Raw genomic sequence first — 16,206 nt, forward strand, 5'->3', positions numbered from 1 at the left:
AGTATATAGAATGATGTGATTATATGCCCTTATCTTTAATCTTTTGCAAAGATTTTCATAATAATGAAAGTAAAAATTATAGGGATTTAGGATTATTATTAGAAAATATTTATTATATAGAGGGAGCAAATTTACCAAACTATATTTTAAGTGCTGATAATATTGCTCTTCCCCTATTAAAGAATAAGTCTTTAAGGGTTTTTGATTTTTTATCAAACCAAGAATATTATCTTATATTATGGACTTAAATCCTGGCGAAAATTCCCTTTTAATTTTGCCTGAAAACTTTTATAATTCCTTTGCTAAACTTCTTTTAGGTTCTAATAAAAATGGCTTGGCTTTTAAAATTGATTTAAACGAAAATAATATAATTGATTTTCCATGGCAAATAAAATCAAAGGGTAGAATTCTTTTGCCTGATGGTCAATCTAATGACTGCTCTGCTAAAGATGACATTTTAAATATTTTAAAGCAAAAGCGGGAAACTCTTGAAAAAACTCTTCTTATTCTTTTCTAAAATGCCAATAATATAGAAGCTGTTCACAAGATTCGAGTTAATGCCAGAACTTTAAGATCTCTTCTTGATTTTTTAAGACCCTTTACTGATCAGGAAAAAAACAAGTTTTTAAGAGATTTTCTAAAAAAATTGGCTCTTAAGTTTTCAAGAATTAGGGAAGAAGATGTCTTGTTAAAACAGATTGAAGATTATCAAAAAGAAAACAATGATATCTTAAAAAATTACTATCAAATTACGGATCTTATAAAAAGCTAAAGAAAAAAATGAAATGAACGAACTTTTAAGAGAGATGATTTTTGAAAATAGTCTGGCAATAATTCCAGAGCTTTCAGAAATTTTAAATAATTTAGACTTAAAAGAAGATTCCCTAGCTAATAAAATTAATGAGCGTTATTTTAATCAAATGATTGACTTCCAGCTGACTGCAAACCATAATGACTATGAAAATATGATTGGAACTCATAATTTAAGAAAAACAGCTAAGAAGATGCACTGTGTTATGGAAAATTTTGGAGACTATATCAATTCTCTTGATGACAATATTTCTAAAGATTTTAAGAATATACAGACAAAACTAGGAGACCTATGTGATGCTAAAACAAATCAGCTTATGCTTAAAGAGCTTCTAAATAAGAATTTCGCATGGGAAGAAGATTTAAATCATTTAATCACACTAAATGCCTATTGGGAAAATGAACTTATTAAAAAAATGAAAGAAGAAAAGAAATTTTAATATAGCTAATTATAATTATTGCAATATTGGATTTCAGAAATCCTTCCCTTTACAAACAAAAAGCAGGTCTATTTTTTTTAGATCTGCTTCTTTTAAAATTTTTTAATTTTTAGTCTATGAGAAAATAAAATGAAAGGCCCGAAAATAAAGGCAATTAAAAGATTTGTCTTTGGGCCAGCTATGCCCCAAAAACTGGAATTTTCGTTTCTTTCGCTAAAAATTTTTCCTGACCTTGGAAATAAAATATAAGAAAGAATAAAATATGTGGAAAAAATTAAAGCCAGATCCTTAAAGGGATTGACCTTAAAAAAATCTTTAGTAATAAAATAGTAAGCTAAAAGTGGTACTAAACCTACAATATAATATAGAATTTTTTCAAAAATACCTTGTTTACTCATAATAACCCCTTAATTATTTTATAAAATAGCTTGCTGCTGAAAGCCATTCCCTTCCCCTTTGGATTTTATAAAACTTGTCAATGTTATTATTCCATCCATCGATAATTCTTAAATATTCAGCACCATCAACGTAAATTCTATAGCCAAGACAAATTATCCAGTGCCAATTCATTAGACCCTTTTCCAAAAGAATTGCAACAATAATATTCTTTTCAATTTCCTTTTTTAAATCTTTAAAACTATAAAGGTCCTTAGTCTTAATTATAATTCCAAATTTTTTAAAATATTTTTTCAAAGCTTCTGAAATTGACATAATTGGCCCGTTTCCTAGTATATCATATACTTCTGCAAAAATTTCTGTACTATTTAAAGTATATGCAAAATCCTCTCCTAGGCCTTCTTTGTAATAAAGGAAAATATTACTTGCTACCGTAGCTCCGCACTGATTTATAGCAAAATCTTTTGAATCTCCAGTCCTTATCCAAGATATTTTTTCAGCAACTTTTATGGTTTTTGACGTATAAGATGTTTTAGGCATATTTTTTATATCAATAAATTTAAAATCGTCCTTATGATTTACGATTTTATGATTACTTTTAAAATACACTTAATTATTCACATAACTTTAATTGCATTTTATCTCATTATATCATGAAGATTTTTTTCCCTTTCATTATTTTTGGAAATATAAATATAACTTTTTACGGAAAAACTTTATTTGAATACTAAATTTTATTGGTAAAAATGTACTATAATATTTATAAGAGGAGGTACTTATGAAATTAGAAAATAAAGTTGCAATTATTACTGGTGCTTCTTCAGGTTTTGATAAGGCTACTGCCCTATTATTTTATTAAGAAGGAGCAAAAATTGTATTAGTTGCTAGAAAAGAATATCAATTAAAAGAAGCTTGTAAAAGAAATTGAAGATAAGGGCGGAAAGGCAATCTCTGACGATTCTTATTACTTAACAGGTGTTGATCTTCCTGTTGATGGCGGTTGGACAATGGCTTAAAATTCATTCCCTCCATTTTGGAGGGTTTTTTATTTAACAAATTAAAAAGGATTTCTATATAAAATATCTTTTATTAGACAACAAACTTTTTTTATTTAATTTAGTATAAATTGAGGTTTCTACATCTGCTCCGCCAATCATTTGTACACTTCCACCCCTAGTCATTTAATTCCATTCTTATCATTTATTTTTCTATTGACTAGGCTTTCCATTTGACTTTTGCTAAGACCACTTACACATTTTTTCACCAATTCTTTTATCAAAAACCAATTATTAGCACAAAAAACCAATTTATCGAAATTACATATTGTCCTTAACGCCAACTGCAACCATTTTTGCCTTTGCTCTCAATTCTCCGCCAGCTTCCATTTCCATACTTACGATAATTTTTCTTTCGCCAATTTCCTCAGCCTTAGCTGTAACTGTAATTTCTTTATTCATGGGAACCGGTTTTTTAAAGTCTATTTCAAGCCTTGCTGTTATGTATCTTCCAATTACCGTGTCTTCTTTAAGTTTAAGCCCCTTATTATTATGGTTAAACCATGCTGCTGATGCAGTTCCATGACAGTCAAAAATCATGGCAATCATTCCTCCAAAAAGATTTGCTGGAACTCCACCGGTATATTTTTCTTCAGGCACAATCTTGCAATAGCAGGACTGTCCATCTTCACTTGGATATGATTTTATATGTATACCCTCTTCATTTTTTGGTCCACATCCCCAGCAATATTGAAATCTATCGCCATAAGTTTCTTGAATTGCAATTTTATTGTTTTCGCTAGTCATTATATTCTCCTTTATAGATAAATTATTTTTATTCTTATTATATTATACACTCAATTAAAAAATTCTTCCATTAAAGACTTTATATTTTTAAGTCTTTAAAAATTTAAATAATTCTTACATTCACTATACTTTATTTTTTTCTAAATAATTTATATTAATGAAAAGGAGTCCTTAATGAAAAATTCAAAGTTTAAAAAAATCATAAAAATAATCTTAACTACAGTATTTATTAGTCTAACAATAACTTTTTTTGTTATTGGCTATCAAGTTACTGAAGGTGTTTATAACTTGGTTTCAAGAGAAGATACCCTTAAATATTATGAAGAAAAATATAAAAGAAAATATGAAAAATTTTCAAATAAATATAGGCCCAAAAACTTAAGAATTAAATCTTAGAAATATGGCCACGAAATTCTTGCATTATACATAGATAATGAATATGAAGGACCTTGTAATTATGTCACATGGACTTGGGGCTTTAAAGGAAGAAATGTATTTTTAGGGAGAGTTATTTTTAGATTTTGGTTATGACCTATTGTTATATGATCAAAGAAATTCGGGAGAAAATTTTGCACCTTTAAATACCTTTGGTTATTATGAAGCCTATGATTTGAAGGATATCTTTTTATATGCAGATAAAGTTAATAATAGGAAAAAAATATTATGGGGTCAGTCTATGGGTGCTATGGCTATTGCAATTTCCATTGGAAAATTCGATATTAAGCCTGAATTTTTAATTTTTGACTCCCCTGTTATTAATGGAAAAGAGATGATCTATAAAGAATTTGATAATATAGAAAAAGAAACAGGTATCCATAAATATTTAATGGTCATGTCTGGCAATCTAATTTCAAAAAAACGCTATGGTTTTGATTTTAGTGATTTAACAGCTAATAAATATTTAAGGGATACTGATATTCCCCTTTTAATATTGTCAGCAAAAAATGATGAAATTACAAGTCTTGAAAGTCAAAGGGACTTTTTTAACAAATTAAAAAATAATAATAAAAAATGATAATCTTTGGATAGGATACAATGATTTCTTTGTAGATCAATCAGACTATTTCTTATATTATGTGAAATTTTTTAATGTTGAATATTATAATGATTTGTCTAAAGTTCTTCAAGAATACTTAAATTTATATAACCCTCGAATCAAGATTTGAACTATAAAATTTAGTAAATACCATTTACACACTTTGGCCAAATCTAATCCAACAATTAATGGAACCTATGAATCATATAAAAGTCCTAATTTTAAGCCGCTATGATTACTATTATGCAAATATTCTTAAAGGAATGATGGAGCTTAATATTTCCTTTAGAATGGATATAGATATTTATGAGAAACTGAAAATAGACTTTGACAAGATAAAAAATCCCCATATGATTAATAATAACTGATTTTGTAATTGACGTTGATCTTGGAGATAAAATAGTCTTCTCATTCGAACAACTTCCTACAGTTGATAGGGTTCAAGAATTAGTTAAAATGATTTCTTATAATTATTTAAATAGTACCATAAATAATAATTTTGAAGAGTTTATAGATTATGGTAAAATTCTTGGTTATGTAAGCAAGTATAAGCCAACCACAAAAATTTATAAAACTTATCTTGAAAAATGACTTAATTCTAAATTAACATAAAATAAGTCAATCAACAGCAAATAACTATTTCTCATTATTTAGTGCAGAAGCTATGCTTATACATATTGTAAGGTCAACTCCTGCTCACATTTTAATCTGCCCAATTAATAAACCTAATAAAATTACAATACTCAAACTAAACCATTTCCCAATCCTATTATATTTGAGCTATCTTTTCTTTATCTTTATTCATTAATCAAACCTCAAAAATTTTTATGTCTTCTATATTTCTTAAATTATTTTACTATCTTATATTCTTAAGAATATAAAGAAAAAATTATTAATTACCAAGTGCATAGACCAGTTCTTTCTTGTATTTTCCAAATGGTCCTTAGAAAAAGGCTATCTTCAGAATTTGTATTTAAGTCTAAGGTATATTCAGCATCTTCATTATTCCATATTCTTTCAAAATAATTTTTAATTTCCTTATTAATTTTAGAATTTTCATTCATTTCTATTTCCACATCTGTTTCCAAATTAAAATTGTCAAGATTTCTTCTTGTGAAGTTTGCTGATCCTAAGATTGCCCTATTATTTTTATCTTTAAATTTAAAATAGGCAATTTTTGTATGGAACTGCTCTCCAGAAGTGTTGTAAAATTTAATTTCAAGCTTTGGATATTTTTCCTTTAATTCACTAAGAGCTGGCCTATTTGGTGTTCCATTTTTTTCAAGTCCAAAAGCATCCTTATTTAAATCAGCAATAATTTTAACATCAACGTTACGATCGCTTGCCTGTCCTAGAGCCTTTAAAATATCAAATTCGCTTATATAAAATATTCCAAGATGAATTTTGTCGTCTTCTTTTGAATTTTCAATATTTTTTAATAGGGCATCTCTTATACCACATTCTGTTATTATTCTTAATTTATCTTCTGATTTTGTTATTTTCTTTGGTCTAAAATTTTTAATGACATCTGGCATTTCTTCAAAAAATATGCTTTCGGATTTTATTAAATCCTCCATTGGCTCTCCCACAAATCTTAGTGCAACATTTGAGTGATAGCTACTTGGATCGTGAGGATTAGCAGATGCAACAATTGCTTCATTTTCTGAAATTAATACTTTTCTGTGATTGCCCTTAAAATTTGCAAGTTTAAAAATTGAGCGTAGGTTGACCTTTGGTCCGTCCTTTTGAAAAAAGTTTCTAATCCATGTGGGGCCGCCTGTGCCAAAGTATTTAAAATATGCCCTATAGCCGCCTGAAACTAAAATATTTGAATCACGCATTTTATTTAGGTCTGTAACTATCACATCAATTCCATTTTCACGAAGCTTTCTTATATTTTTTTGCTCGTAAGCTCCATAAAAATTATTTATTGGGTCAGTTATAAATAAAATTGGCATATCCTTATTTTCTTTTTTCTTAGTAATTAAAAGATCTGTCATTTGACTTACCTGATTTGGATAAGATACAATTTTATCATATTCATCATTATATAAGAAGAGGTCAATTATTAGAAAGTCCTTTGCATTTTCTATTAGCTTCATTTCTGCATTAAAAATATTGTGTTCATGCTTTCTTTCATCATCTTTTAAATAAGTTAAATCGTAGAAAAAATCAATATCTGCATTTTGAAAATTTCCTGAAATGTTGGTGCCAAGGGGATTTTTTGTCGATGCACTATACAATATAGGGATTATAATCATAGCAAGAATTATAAGAATTATGACCTGCTTTATCTTTTTATTTTTTCTTTTCATAACTTCCTCCTCTTAAATAATTATAGCAAAAATTGTATAATAGTCTTTCTTTAAGCCTATTTAAATTACTAATTTATTTTTTGAATTTTGTCTAAAATCTTTTAATATTTTTAAGCCGTCCATAATAAATGGTCTTGTAACATCTTGATTGCATTCAACATCATACTTTTCCATTAAATAATCAGAAAGCTGCCTTTGATTTTTTGAAGGATATTCCCATTTACTTAAAGGCTTTCTTAATTTCATTAATTTGTTCTTTTTTATCTTTGCTTTTTGCTGCCCTTATTGATGCAAATAAAGTATAAAAGTCCCTTGCCTCTTCATCATTAAAAATATTCTTAAACTCATTTTCAATTGAAGCCTTGTCAAAGGCAAGGATACTTGAATTGTCATTTATAAAGTTATTTATTATAATATTATCTTTATAATAATATAAATGTATTAATTCTGCAATTTGATCCTAATTTATTGCCCTTATTACAAAATTATTCTACAGTTTCATTATAATCTTGCTTATAAATAGGCCCTTTTGAAAAGCCATCTTTAAAGGAAGGCTGTTATTTACATAATCATTATAATTATTTACATTGTCAAGAAATGCATCAATATTTTCTCTTTTAAGTCCAGCTTCTAAAAGTCCATCTTTTACAAGAGCCTTATCATTACTAGACACTAAATTTATAATTTCTATATTATTTTCAAGTTCATCACTGACAAGATTTTTCTTATCACATCCATTAAATACTAATAAAATCAAAGTTACAAAATTAAAAGTTTAAAATATTTCATAACTTATCTCCTCTTACAAATTAAAGAATAATTTATCATTTCCTATGTTATTTTATAATTTTTTATTTAGAGCAGTCATTATTCTCATCACATTCATCATAACACCGTCACCAATTTCTAGGCCTCCACACCACTTTATATTGCTTCTAATGCAAAAATTTTCCATAATTTGCATTAGGAACTCATTTTCTCTTTCTTCGATAAAACGGTTATTGGCAATTACATAGACATTACACCTAAGTTTATTTTCCCTACAAAGGTCTTCCATTTTTTTAAGAAAAGGAAGAATATTAGAAGACACACCATCAACATATAAGGGAATGGAAAATACAAGATTATTAGCGTCTTCTAACTTATATCATACTTTTTGGTAATCGGCCTTTGTTCTTATGCTTTCTTAATCTTTTTCTTCAATAACAAAAAGACTTGTTAAATCTATAATAAATTCCAATGCACTAAGCCTTCTTTTTTAAAATTATCATCTTTGCCATAACGTAAAACATGGTGCATCTGTCTTCCCCTATAGGTGCTAAAAAGTGTTGAAGTTCCTATTGATCTATCAAGTATATTTTTAATTTTTGGGCTAAATCCTCAATAATAATTTTCCATTAGAATCGTAAGATTATCAGCCACACCTATTACTCTACTTATTTCCTTAAGAGAATCTCTAATCACGTAGCTTGCAGGAGTTTTAATCCAGCATTTAAAGCAACCTAGGCATGGAGCATATTTTCCATCTGCAAAAATAATTAAATCAAATTTCTTTTCATTTCTCTATTAAATTTCTTCTCTAAATAAATTAAAAATCTTAATTTTTAGCTCTCAAAAAAATAAAGGTAAAATTATTCAGGTAATTTTAAAATATATCTGTAGTAAGATATTGAAATTATAATCGTTCATATTATATAAACCTCTTCCATTGCTATATTTTCTTGTGAAAATTTAAATTTTATTTGGTTTATATTTTATCAAAGAAAATAGCCTAAGCTTAAATATTTACTAAGGGGGGTATAGGTAAAAATATCCAATGGCAAACAATCTTGAATATCAGGATAAAAAGAATGATAAGGATGAAAAAAATGCTTATGCAAGCTGCAGTATTATTTCTTGTTTGCCTACTAGTTTTAAGCGGATGTACAAAAAAAGATGAATCTAAAAACGAAAATCAAAAAAAATGTTCCACAGCCTATACAAAGAGAAGAAACAAATAATAAGAATGACCAAGAGAAAAAAATAAGCTAGTAGATTCGCAAGAAGAGAAGAGCGAAGAAGAAATGCAAATAAAAAAAGGCGTTAATGGCCAATTACCAAATATAGAATATACTTATGAAGTGATTGTGTACTCAGTTGGTAGAATATGTCCTTCCCCTAGTTTCTACGAAGAAAATTACCAAGAAAATACAAAAAAAATGGCGAGAAAATCTTAAAGAAGAAGTAAAAAAGACAGAACCTAAACTTACAGATGATGCAAGTTAAGATGAAATTGACCACCTTTTTAAACAGTTTTTGTATCTTGTAGCTTATGACTATCCAGTCATTGAATCAATCCAACGCTATTCATATCTGGTATTTAAAAATGATAAGGAAGATCCATTTAACCATAAATCAATTAATGAAAACATAAATTTAAATTTAGAAATTGCCCTAGATTGCTCTGGATCAATGGCAAAGTCCATAGGAAATCAAACTATGATGGATATTTCTAAAGATTCAATTCAAAAAGTAATTTCACAAATGCCTGAAAATTCAAAAGTAGGGCTTAGAGTTTTCGGTCATAAGGGTAATAACAAAAATAGCGGAAAGGCTGAATCTTGTCAGTCCTGTGAACTAATTCAGCCAATAGGTCTTTTAAATGAAGAAGAGATAATTGAAGCACTTAAATCAATTGGCTCGACTGGCTGGATCTGAAAATAATTCCATAACAACACTTATTTCCCTTGCTAGTTCTAAAGACATTTTCCTCCTCCTCTCAGGAGGAAAAGTTGAAAAAAGGCTGCGTGAACTTGCCGATTAAAGATATAGTAAAATTACTAATATCTTTAATGCCGAATACGCTAAGAGAGAAAAAGAATCCCAAGAATACCGAAATTCCATAGCAGTAAAAATTGGTGAAACAGTGGACTTAATACCTACAACAAGTCGTGTAAATCCCTATTCCAACTATTTTAGTGGTTATTCCAATAAAGGCGGAGATATTAAAGATTAATTTGAAGATACAGAAAAACTTGAAAATACTGTTAATCCTGACAGTAAAAAGTAAAATAATGCTAAATATTAATTAGAAGGATAAATTAAATTATGAGTCTAACTTATACTATTAATCTTAAAATTTAAATACAAGATAAAGCTACAATAAGACCTATTGATAATTTAAGTTACCAATAGGCCTTATTAATAATTAAATCATATTTTATTTTTCTATTAAGTCAGCACCACAACGTGGACAAATCATTTTTCTTATTTTTGCTTTTAAAATGTTATTAATAAAAGACGGTTAGTATCGCCTTTAAAAAATCTAATTCTGTGCTTCTTTTTCTAACAATTCTTTAAATGTTAGTCCAATATTGTTTTTCCAGTCAGTCCTGCCATTTCTACTCATACCCATAATAAACATGGATGCATATGATGGTGAATTAAAGAGATAATTCTTTTGCAAAATCCCATTAATAATATCTCCTTTTTCTTTAGCAATATTTCTAAGCTCTTTTAAAGATACAGGTAAACTATCAGAGTCTATTTCTTCAATTTGGCTTCCAGCTAAGACTACAAAACCTTCACTAGTTCTTTTGCATTTTCCTTCTATTAAATTATTAGATTTCCTACTTTTACTTGATAAGTAAAAAATCTCATCTTTTTCAGATTTATCTTTTGCATCAGATTTACCCTCATCATCTAATAATGGTACGAAAAGTTTATATCCCAATACTCCTAGAACCATCTTAGAATATTCTACAAAATCAAGAAGTTCAGATTCTTTTTCTTCTGTAACATTTCCTGGATTGGGGTCATTTCCATTTCTAACTGTATACCTATCTGTATCTATTGCCATATTAGTGAATTTATTTTCTAAATATGAGATTTCCGTTGGTCCAAAAGAATTGTTTTGAGTTGTAAGCATAACAGCATCAGAAAAATAAAAATCGTCTTTTAAATGTTCTTTTACTCTAAATAAGATACCTTCTCCATTTTTTCTAATTCCTGCCTGACCAATATAAACCTCATTTTTTTCCATTTCATTATTGCTAAAGAGAAAATATACACCACTTTGCTTTAAATCAGATCTATCTTTACACTTATCTAAATAAGCTGACGGTATCTTATAGGCAAGACCTGTCCAATTTGATAGGGTGCATTTAATTCTACCTGTTACCTTTCCATCCATTAAAAATAAATTAAAATTTTTAGCATTATTCATTTACTTGTCCTCGCCCTAATTTTTTATTTATTGTAAGTTATCATAAACTATAAACTTTTGTTGATATAAAAACAATTATAAATCTTGAGTCTATTTTAATAAATCAATAATTTTATCCTGTGCCTCTCTTCCCTCTTTAAAAATTCTAAGTAGTGGATAGCAGTGGCACATTCCTTTTCCCACTGTTAAACTATAGGGAACCTTATATTTTTCAAAAACCCTGCAAAAATATTCTGCAAAAGCAAATAGACATTCTTCTGAACCATAATAAAGATGTGTTTCTGGGAAATTTTTAAAATTACCCTTAAGACTATTTAGCATATATTCAGGAACATGATCTTTATTTTTTAATATTTCCCTTGCAGTTTTAAAATACTTGGCATCTATAAGGATATCTTTATTGGATAATTTTTCTAATTTTTCCATTATTTCTCTATCTTCTGAAGATTCCAAATTTGGAAGTCCACCTGGTGAAACTGCAAGAATTTTTTTAGGGACTGGAAGAGGCATCTCTATGTCATTATTGTATAAAAAAATACCAAGAGAAAGTGCTGCTCCTGAAGAAAAACCCAAAACATTTATTTGACCAGGCTTGTAATTTTCAAGAATTTTCTTATAAACTTGAAAGCATAATTTATAACTTTCAATTACGCTCCCATCTATGCACAAGGGATATAAAGGGAAGTATACATCTCTTTTTGTAAATTTTACTAATCTATCAGCTAGCTTATAGTCCATTTTATCGGGCCCTGTGATCATACCACCGCCGTAAAGCTGAAGGATTGCAGCATCAGAAAAATTATCATTTTCTTTAAAAATAATACAAGGATATCCATCAAAATCTATTAATTCGCACTTAGAAAATTTAGACTCCTTCTTTATTTTTTCAAAGTTAAATTTGTTTTTCTCATTTTGTTTTCTAGCATATTTTAAAATTGTATCCTTATCTTTTGTGAAAATGTTTTTTATATTAGAAAGTTTTAAAATATTTGCTAACAATTTATATACAATGCTCAAAAAACTCCCACCTTTAAGAAATTTTAATACAAATATTTTCATATATTATCATATACTAGCACTAACCTTAAAGTTTATGCAAGTCAAAATCTAAGAATTAAAAATATAATTAATGCTTATTTTAATAATCTTTTATGCATATTAGAAAAATAATAAAGATCAAGAACCTGATTGTATAAGCCCTTGGTTTTCATTTTAATCCTCGTGAATATAATCAGTTTTTTTCATATCTTGGAAAATAACGTGAATATGTTTCTTTGGTGCATTAGCGTTTTTGTGAACCGACTCTATAATATCTTTTGCAATTTTTTGTTTTGCTTCGTCTGAACGGCCTTCGACAAGCTCTACATGAATAAATGGCATAAAATCCTCCTTATTTTATTAATCTATATTAGACATTGTATAACAGGATTTTGACCTCACGCAATTATTTTTCAAAATAGTGTTACAATTGATGCGAGACAAAATAAAAGAAAAAAGAGAAATATCCTATATAATTAAATTAACCAAAATTTTAAAAAAGGACTGATTCTCTCTATGAATACAATTATACCAAAAAACCAAAGATATTTGCCACATACTTTAGACACAAGATATCACGCAGTTAAAATATATAGAAAGGGATATTCTGTAAATTTTGTAGTAAGAAGATACAAAATTTCTAAAGCATCTTTAATGAGATGGAATAAAAAATTTGATGGAACAAAATAATCTCTTAGGGATAAATCTCATAAGCCTTTAAGTAAGCATCTTAACGCATATACTGATGAAGAAATCTTATGGATAAAGTCTTTTATTAAAAGAAATCCTAATATTTCTATGATAGAACTATATGTAAAACTTAAGTTTAGGAAAGGATACATACATTTGATAAATTATGTTGTGAATTAGGTATAAAGCATCAATTAATAAGGCCTAGAACACCTAGACATAATGGAAAAGTTGAAAGAATCCATATAAATGATAATGAAAGATTTTATAAATATTTATCTTTATTATAGTTATTGGGGGCTAGCCCACAATAATAGATTAACATATATGATATTTATTTTATTATTTTTGGTATCACATCATTTACAAATGTACATACTTACACTTGCGTTTGTTTTATCTGTCTTTTTCTAAGTTTCTTTTGACTACATGCTCGATAATATCTTCAAATACTTCTTCAATCGGCTTTTTCCCTACATATACTCCCTTTGTTTCATAGTTGATTTTTCCACTTCGTTTTTTATTTTTTAATTCCATATAATTTCCCCCTTTTGTTGCAATAATCATAACCACCGGCTAAGCCGGTGGTTTGTTTTGCCCCTATAAGGGGCTGTTACCGGCAGCATTCCATGCTTTGAACTTTCTTTCTCGCACACCAATTTTCACAGCTGGTGCTAAAGCACCTTATTTTTTTGCTTTTGTTTAATTGCTCACCCGTAAACGGGTCTACAAATTCTTTAATACTTATTTGATCTGCCATGTAATCTTCTTTTAATTGATTTTTTATATATTCTTGTAATCATTTTCTATTCTATTCTTAATTTTTGTATATTCCTTATCATTAATTAATTTATGATCATAAAGTCTACATAACATTGCAACTCTCATACTATAAATCTTTACTGCTTGCATTTTAACCTCCTATGTAAGTTAATTTTTTACTTTGGTAAGTTCTTTAAATTTGCAATATACTAATCTCGCCTAATAAGTTTATAAATATCCACACTTCAAAGTATTTTTATTTTTATGGAAAGATGACAAAATACCCCTCACTTTATAAAGTGAAATTTGCCTTTTTTGGTAACCAAAGTTTTTATTTTTCTATAGTATTTTTGAGTTTCAATGATTAATTTGAACATAAAAAGAGGACTTATGCTATTAGGCATAAATCCTCTAAAATGAAAGGAATTTGTTCATTCACTATATTTTAAATTTAATTTTTTATTATAATCACCAGTAGACATTAAATAATACATAGCAATGATCCAAACTATTTAATATATTTTCAATGACCTAAAAATTATTATTTTAATTCCTGATTCTAAAATTATTCTCTTATATAACAAAGAAGCAACTATTAAGAATTGCTTAATAGAGGAATAGATTTCCGCTTCTACCTCAAAATCAAAAGGGATAAATTACCCCTACACTTTAATAGTGAAAATTTATCCCTCTTGGTAACCAGATTTATTAATTTTCTAAAATATGCTTACTTTTTAAATACCATTTTTACTTCAGCACCATTCCCTTGATCATCACAATTATTTAGTAACAATTGTCCTTTGTTAGTTTCAAGTATTTTCGCAACAATTGAAAGTCCCAAACCATGTACATTATTATCATACATTTTCGTTGATACAAATTTTTCTCTTACATCATAAAGAATATCATTATTAAATCCATCGCCTTGATCCCTAACGACAATTGTATAGTCGTCTATATAATCATAAAAACCGATAAATATAGTAGAGCCCACTGGAGAGTTCTCAATTGCATTATTTACTAAATTTTGTATCGCAATAGAAATTGCATTTTTATCTAATTTAATATTACTTGCATCATACGAAAGAATTGATATGCTAAAACCTTTAAGTTTACAAATACTAGTCACAATTTTTAACCAATAATCTAAAACTTCTTTTGATACAACTTCATTTGGAGATTCCATAAAATCAGAAAATTCATTTAGTTTTTTTAAAAAAGATTCCAATCTCTCCACACCATTTAGAGCATCTTCTGCTCTTTCAAGAACATTTTCCTGATCTTCTTTTAATAATTCAATATTCCCTTTGATTAGAGTAATCGGAGTCCTTACATCATGAGTAATCGATTCAATCATCTCTTTTTGTGTCATCTGCATATTCCATTGTTTTTCTAATGATTCTTTTAAGCTCCTTGCCATTCTATCTATCGAATCCAATACTCCTGAAATTTCTGTATAATCAGAATGCTCTATTTCAAATTCTAATTGTAATTTTTCAATATTATAATTAGCCCTAGATATCTTTCTAATTTCACTCCTTAATTCCCTTGTCAAATTACTTATTAAATAAATAAATCCGATTAGCCATAGACAAAACACGCTTATAAAAAATACCAATTCAAAATTTCTAATTATTTTATACACATTTGGATTGGAAGGTATAGCACTAATTTTATATTTTATGATCAAATCTTTATTACCATTTTTAAAAGCCTTAAATACATCTGAACCTATTATTTGATCCTTTGAAGATTTTCCTTTTTGCAATGCCTCACTTATTTTTTGATTGTAGCGTTCATCGATCGTATTTTGTATAATTTCTCCATTATCTCTTAATTGATATTCATAAAAAAATGGTATTTTATCAATTTCCCAATTTTCTTTTAGAAATTCATATTTCACTGTATCCGAATTCATTTCAGCATAATTTGCAGGATATACTACCCTATTGTTAATTAAGACGTCTAGAAGCACATAGGAAAATAAAATCATAAATAGTAAAAAAAACAATTCTAAAATGGCAAATTTACTAATTAAATAAGTTAAACTTTTTTTATTTCCCATTGATAACCTACTCCCCAAATAGTTTTAACTGGATCTATATGAAATCCAGCAAATTTTTCTCTTATTTTTTTTATTCTTTCCGTAATAGAAGTTGAACTATCACCCTCAGCATCATATCCATAAATTGTTGTGTAAATCTTTTCTTTAGTAAAAACCTGGTTTCTATTTTTTAAAAGTAATTCACATATTTCATATTCACTTTTGGTAAGAGTAATTTCATTTTCCTTAAAATATATTTTTTTAGACAACAAGTCACAAGAAATTGGATAATCAATTATTCTACTGTGCTTATCTCTATTTTCTCTTCTAATATGTGCTGCAACTCTCGCCCTTATTTCAGATACAGAAAATGGCTTTGTAACATAATCATCTGCCCCTAAGGCAAACCCCTCTATCTTATCCTTTTCAAAACTTTTAGCCGTCAACAAGATAATCGGCGCATCTATCAATTCTCTATATCGTGATAAGAATTCAAATCCATCCATTTCATCCATCATGACATCAAGAATAATCAAATTATATTTAGTTAGCTGTTCAGGAACGATTTTTTCAGCTGCATCACAAAGGTCAACATTGTATTCTTTTTTAAAAGTCATATCTAAAAGTCGCAATAAATCTTTATCATCATCTATGATTAATAAGTTCATT

Annotated in this window: 21 protein-coding genes and 4 pseudogenes; 10 read left to right on the forward strand and 15 right to left on the reverse strand. The window is 27.8% G+C overall.

Features of this window, described 5'->3' with window-relative positions; translation table 11 throughout:
• Window positions 1–23 precede the first annotated feature (23 nt).
• From BQ4446_RS05780 to BQ4446_RS05790, 4 genes are read left to right on the forward strand one after another with little or no spacing between them, the layout of a single operon-like run.
• Window positions 24–248 carry a hypothetical protein gene (locus BQ4446_RS05780; protein ID WP_071027473.1) on the forward strand — a complete coding sequence of 75 codons (225 nt, stop codon included), beginning with the start codon at window positions 24–26 and terminating at the stop codon, window positions 246–248.
• On the forward strand, window positions 239–517 hold the full coding sequence (locus tag BQ4446_RS05785; RefSeq protein ID WP_071027475.1) for a hypothetical protein: 279 nt from the start codon (window positions 239–241) through the stop codon (window positions 515–517). Before BQ4446_RS05780 ends, BQ4446_RS05785 begins: the two co-directional genes overlap by 10 nt.
• Before the next feature lie 12 nt (window positions 518–529).
• On the forward strand, window positions 530–772 hold the full coding sequence (locus tag BQ4446_RS08830) for a CHAD domain-containing protein (RefSeq protein WP_083329045.1): 243 nt from the start codon (window positions 530–532) through the stop codon (window positions 770–772).
• A gap of 13 nt (window positions 773–785) precedes the next feature.
• Entirely contained in the window at window positions 786–1,250 is a 465-nt protein-coding gene (locus BQ4446_RS05790) for a CHAD domain-containing protein (RefSeq protein ID WP_071027477.1), read from the forward strand.
• A 92-nt stretch (window positions 1,251–1,342) separates the two neighbouring features.
• Here BQ4446_RS05790 and BQ4446_RS05795 read toward each other — a convergent pair whose 3' ends face one another.
• The 3 genes from BQ4446_RS05795 to BQ4446_RS05805 all read right to left on the reverse strand — a co-directional run bounded on the left by BQ4446_RS05795 (window position 1,343) and on the right by BQ4446_RS05805 (window position 3,448).
• The gene (locus tag BQ4446_RS05795) at window positions 1,343–1,648 is read right to left on the reverse strand and encodes a hypothetical protein (RefSeq protein WP_071027479.1); all 306 of its coding nucleotides are present in this window, start codon (window positions 1,646–1,648) and stop codon (window positions 1,343–1,345) included.
• Window positions 1,649–1,661: 13 nt separating this feature from the next.
• Window positions 1,662–2,255 (reverse strand): hypothetical protein, encoded by a 594-nt coding sequence (locus BQ4446_RS05800; RefSeq protein ID WP_071027481.1) that lies wholly within the window; start codon window positions 2,253–2,255, stop codon window positions 1,662–1,664.
• Window positions 2,256–2,962: 707 nt separating this feature from the next.
• Window positions 2,963–3,448: an acyl-CoA thioesterase gene (locus BQ4446_RS05805; RefSeq protein WP_071027483.1), complete on the reverse strand. Its 486-nt coding sequence runs from the start codon at window positions 3,446–3,448 to the stop codon at window positions 2,963–2,965.
• 174 nt (window positions 3,449–3,622) lie between these two features.
• On the opposite strand from BQ4446_RS05805, the gene BQ4446_RS05810 reads away from it, so the two are divergent.
• The 3 genes and pseudogenes from BQ4446_RS05810 (at window position 3,623) to BQ4446_RS08390 (ending at window position 4,852) form a co-directional block, all read left to right on the forward strand.
• On the forward strand, window positions 3,623–3,844 hold the full coding sequence (locus BQ4446_RS05810) for a hypothetical protein (RefSeq protein ID WP_071027485.1): 222 nt from the start codon (window positions 3,623–3,625) through the stop codon (window positions 3,842–3,844).
• A gap of 130 nt (window positions 3,845–3,974) precedes the next feature.
• Window positions 3,975–4,463, forward strand: a pseudogene (locus tag BQ4446_RS05815) (alpha/beta hydrolase family protein); the annotation flags it as partial.
• A gap of 218 nt (window positions 4,464–4,681) precedes the next feature.
• Complete coding sequence (locus BQ4446_RS08390) at window positions 4,682–4,852, forward strand: hypothetical protein (protein WP_167632538.1); 171 nt, start codon at window positions 4,682–4,684, stop codon at window positions 4,850–4,852.
• A 528-nt stretch (window positions 4,853–5,380) separates the two neighbouring features.
• Here BQ4446_RS08390 and BQ4446_RS05820 read toward each other — a convergent pair.
• The 4 genes and pseudogenes from BQ4446_RS05820 to BQ4446_RS05835 form a co-directional block, all read right to left on the reverse strand.
• Complete coding sequence (locus BQ4446_RS05820; protein WP_071027489.1) at window positions 5,381–6,799, reverse strand: phospholipase D-like domain-containing protein; 1,419 nt, start codon at window positions 6,797–6,799, stop codon at window positions 5,381–5,383.
• A gap of 60 nt (window positions 6,800–6,859) precedes the next feature.
• On the reverse strand, window positions 6,860–7,045 hold the full coding sequence (locus BQ4446_RS05825; protein ID WP_071027491.1) for a DUF4300 family protein: 186 nt from the start codon (window positions 7,043–7,045) through the stop codon (window positions 6,860–6,862).
• Window positions 7,020–7,472, reverse strand: a pseudogene (locus tag BQ4446_RS08630) (DUF4300 family protein). Before BQ4446_RS08630 ends, BQ4446_RS05825 begins: the two are co-directional and overlap by 26 nt.
• Before the next feature lie 168 nt (window positions 7,473–7,640).
• The gene (locus BQ4446_RS05835; RefSeq protein WP_167632539.1) at window positions 7,641–7,889 is read right to left on the reverse strand and encodes a hypothetical protein; all 249 of its coding nucleotides are present in this window, start codon (window positions 7,887–7,889) and stop codon (window positions 7,641–7,643) included.
• A 760-nt stretch (window positions 7,890–8,649) separates the two neighbouring features.
• Between BQ4446_RS05835 and BQ4446_RS08395 the strand changes: the two genes are divergently transcribed.
• Window positions 8,650–8,799: a hypothetical protein gene (locus BQ4446_RS08395; RefSeq protein ID WP_167632540.1), complete on the forward strand. Its 150-nt coding sequence runs from the start codon at window positions 8,650–8,652 to the stop codon at window positions 8,797–8,799.
• 295 nt (window positions 8,800–9,094) lie between these two features.
• The gene (locus BQ4446_RS08400; RefSeq protein WP_071027497.1) at window positions 9,095–9,496 is read left to right on the forward strand and encodes a vWA domain-containing protein; all 402 of its coding nucleotides are present in this window, start codon (window positions 9,095–9,097) and stop codon (window positions 9,494–9,496) included.
• A gap of 607 nt (window positions 9,497–10,103) precedes the next feature.
• Here the strand turns inward: BQ4446_RS08400 and BQ4446_RS05845 are convergent.
• From BQ4446_RS05845 to BQ4446_RS05855, 3 genes are all read right to left on the reverse strand, one after another.
• The gene (locus tag BQ4446_RS05845; RefSeq protein ID WP_071027499.1) at window positions 10,104–11,003 is read right to left on the reverse strand and encodes a GIY-YIG nuclease family protein; all 900 of its coding nucleotides are present in this window, start codon (window positions 11,001–11,003) and stop codon (window positions 10,104–10,106) included.
• A gap of 90 nt (window positions 11,004–11,093) precedes the next feature.
• Window positions 11,094–12,020: an alpha/beta hydrolase gene (locus BQ4446_RS05850; RefSeq protein WP_071027501.1), complete on the reverse strand. Its 927-nt coding sequence runs from the start codon at window positions 12,018–12,020 to the stop codon at window positions 11,094–11,096.
• Window positions 12,021–12,215: 195 nt separating this feature from the next.
• Window positions 12,216–12,383, reverse strand: coding sequence for a 2-hydroxymuconate tautomerase (locus tag BQ4446_RS05855; RefSeq protein WP_071027503.1), 168 nt, complete (start codon window positions 12,381–12,383; stop codon window positions 12,216–12,218).
• Window positions 12,384–12,557: 174 nt separating this feature from the next.
• On the opposite strand from BQ4446_RS05855, the pseudogene BQ4446_RS08635 reads away from it, so the two are divergent.
• A pseudogene (locus BQ4446_RS08635) lies at window positions 12,558–13,009 on the forward strand (hypothetical protein); the annotation flags it as partial.
• A 118-nt stretch (window positions 13,010–13,127) separates the two neighbouring features.
• Here the strand turns inward: BQ4446_RS08635 and BQ4446_RS05860 are convergent.
• The 5 genes and pseudogenes from BQ4446_RS05860 to BQ4446_RS05870 all read right to left on the reverse strand — a co-directional run bounded on the left by BQ4446_RS05860 (window position 13,128) and on the right by BQ4446_RS05870 (window position 16,205).
• The gene (locus tag BQ4446_RS05860) at window positions 13,128–13,298 is read right to left on the reverse strand and encodes a recombinase RecR (protein WP_245149678.1); all 171 of its coding nucleotides are present in this window, start codon (window positions 13,296–13,298) and stop codon (window positions 13,128–13,130) included.
• 124 nt (window positions 13,299–13,422) lie between these two features.
• Window positions 13,423–13,530: pseudogene (locus BQ4446_RS08640) on the reverse strand (IS200/IS605 family transposase); the annotation flags it as partial.
• The gene (locus BQ4446_RS08735; RefSeq protein ID WP_280630417.1) at window positions 13,515–13,643 is read right to left on the reverse strand and encodes a hypothetical protein; all 129 of its coding nucleotides are present in this window, start codon (window positions 13,641–13,643) and stop codon (window positions 13,515–13,517) included. The pseudogene BQ4446_RS08640 and the gene BQ4446_RS08735, both read right to left, overlap by 16 nt.
• A gap of 577 nt (window positions 13,644–14,220) precedes the next feature.
• Window positions 14,221–15,558 carry a sensor histidine kinase gene (locus BQ4446_RS05865; protein WP_071027505.1) on the reverse strand — a complete coding sequence of 446 codons (1,338 nt, stop codon included), beginning with the start codon at window positions 15,556–15,558 and terminating at the stop codon, window positions 14,221–14,223.
• Window positions 15,537–16,205 (reverse strand): response regulator transcription factor, encoded by a 669-nt coding sequence (locus tag BQ4446_RS05870; protein ID WP_071027508.1) that lies wholly within the window; start codon window positions 16,203–16,205, stop codon window positions 15,537–15,539. The genes BQ4446_RS05865 and BQ4446_RS05870 overlap by 22 nt, the downstream gene beginning before the upstream one ends.
• Window position 16,206 lies beyond the last annotated feature (1 nt).

The organism is Peptoniphilus raoultii (assembly GCF_900099555.1).
GTDB lineage: Bacteria > Bacillota > Clostridia > Tissierellales > Peptoniphilaceae > Peptoniphilus_A > Peptoniphilus_A raoultii.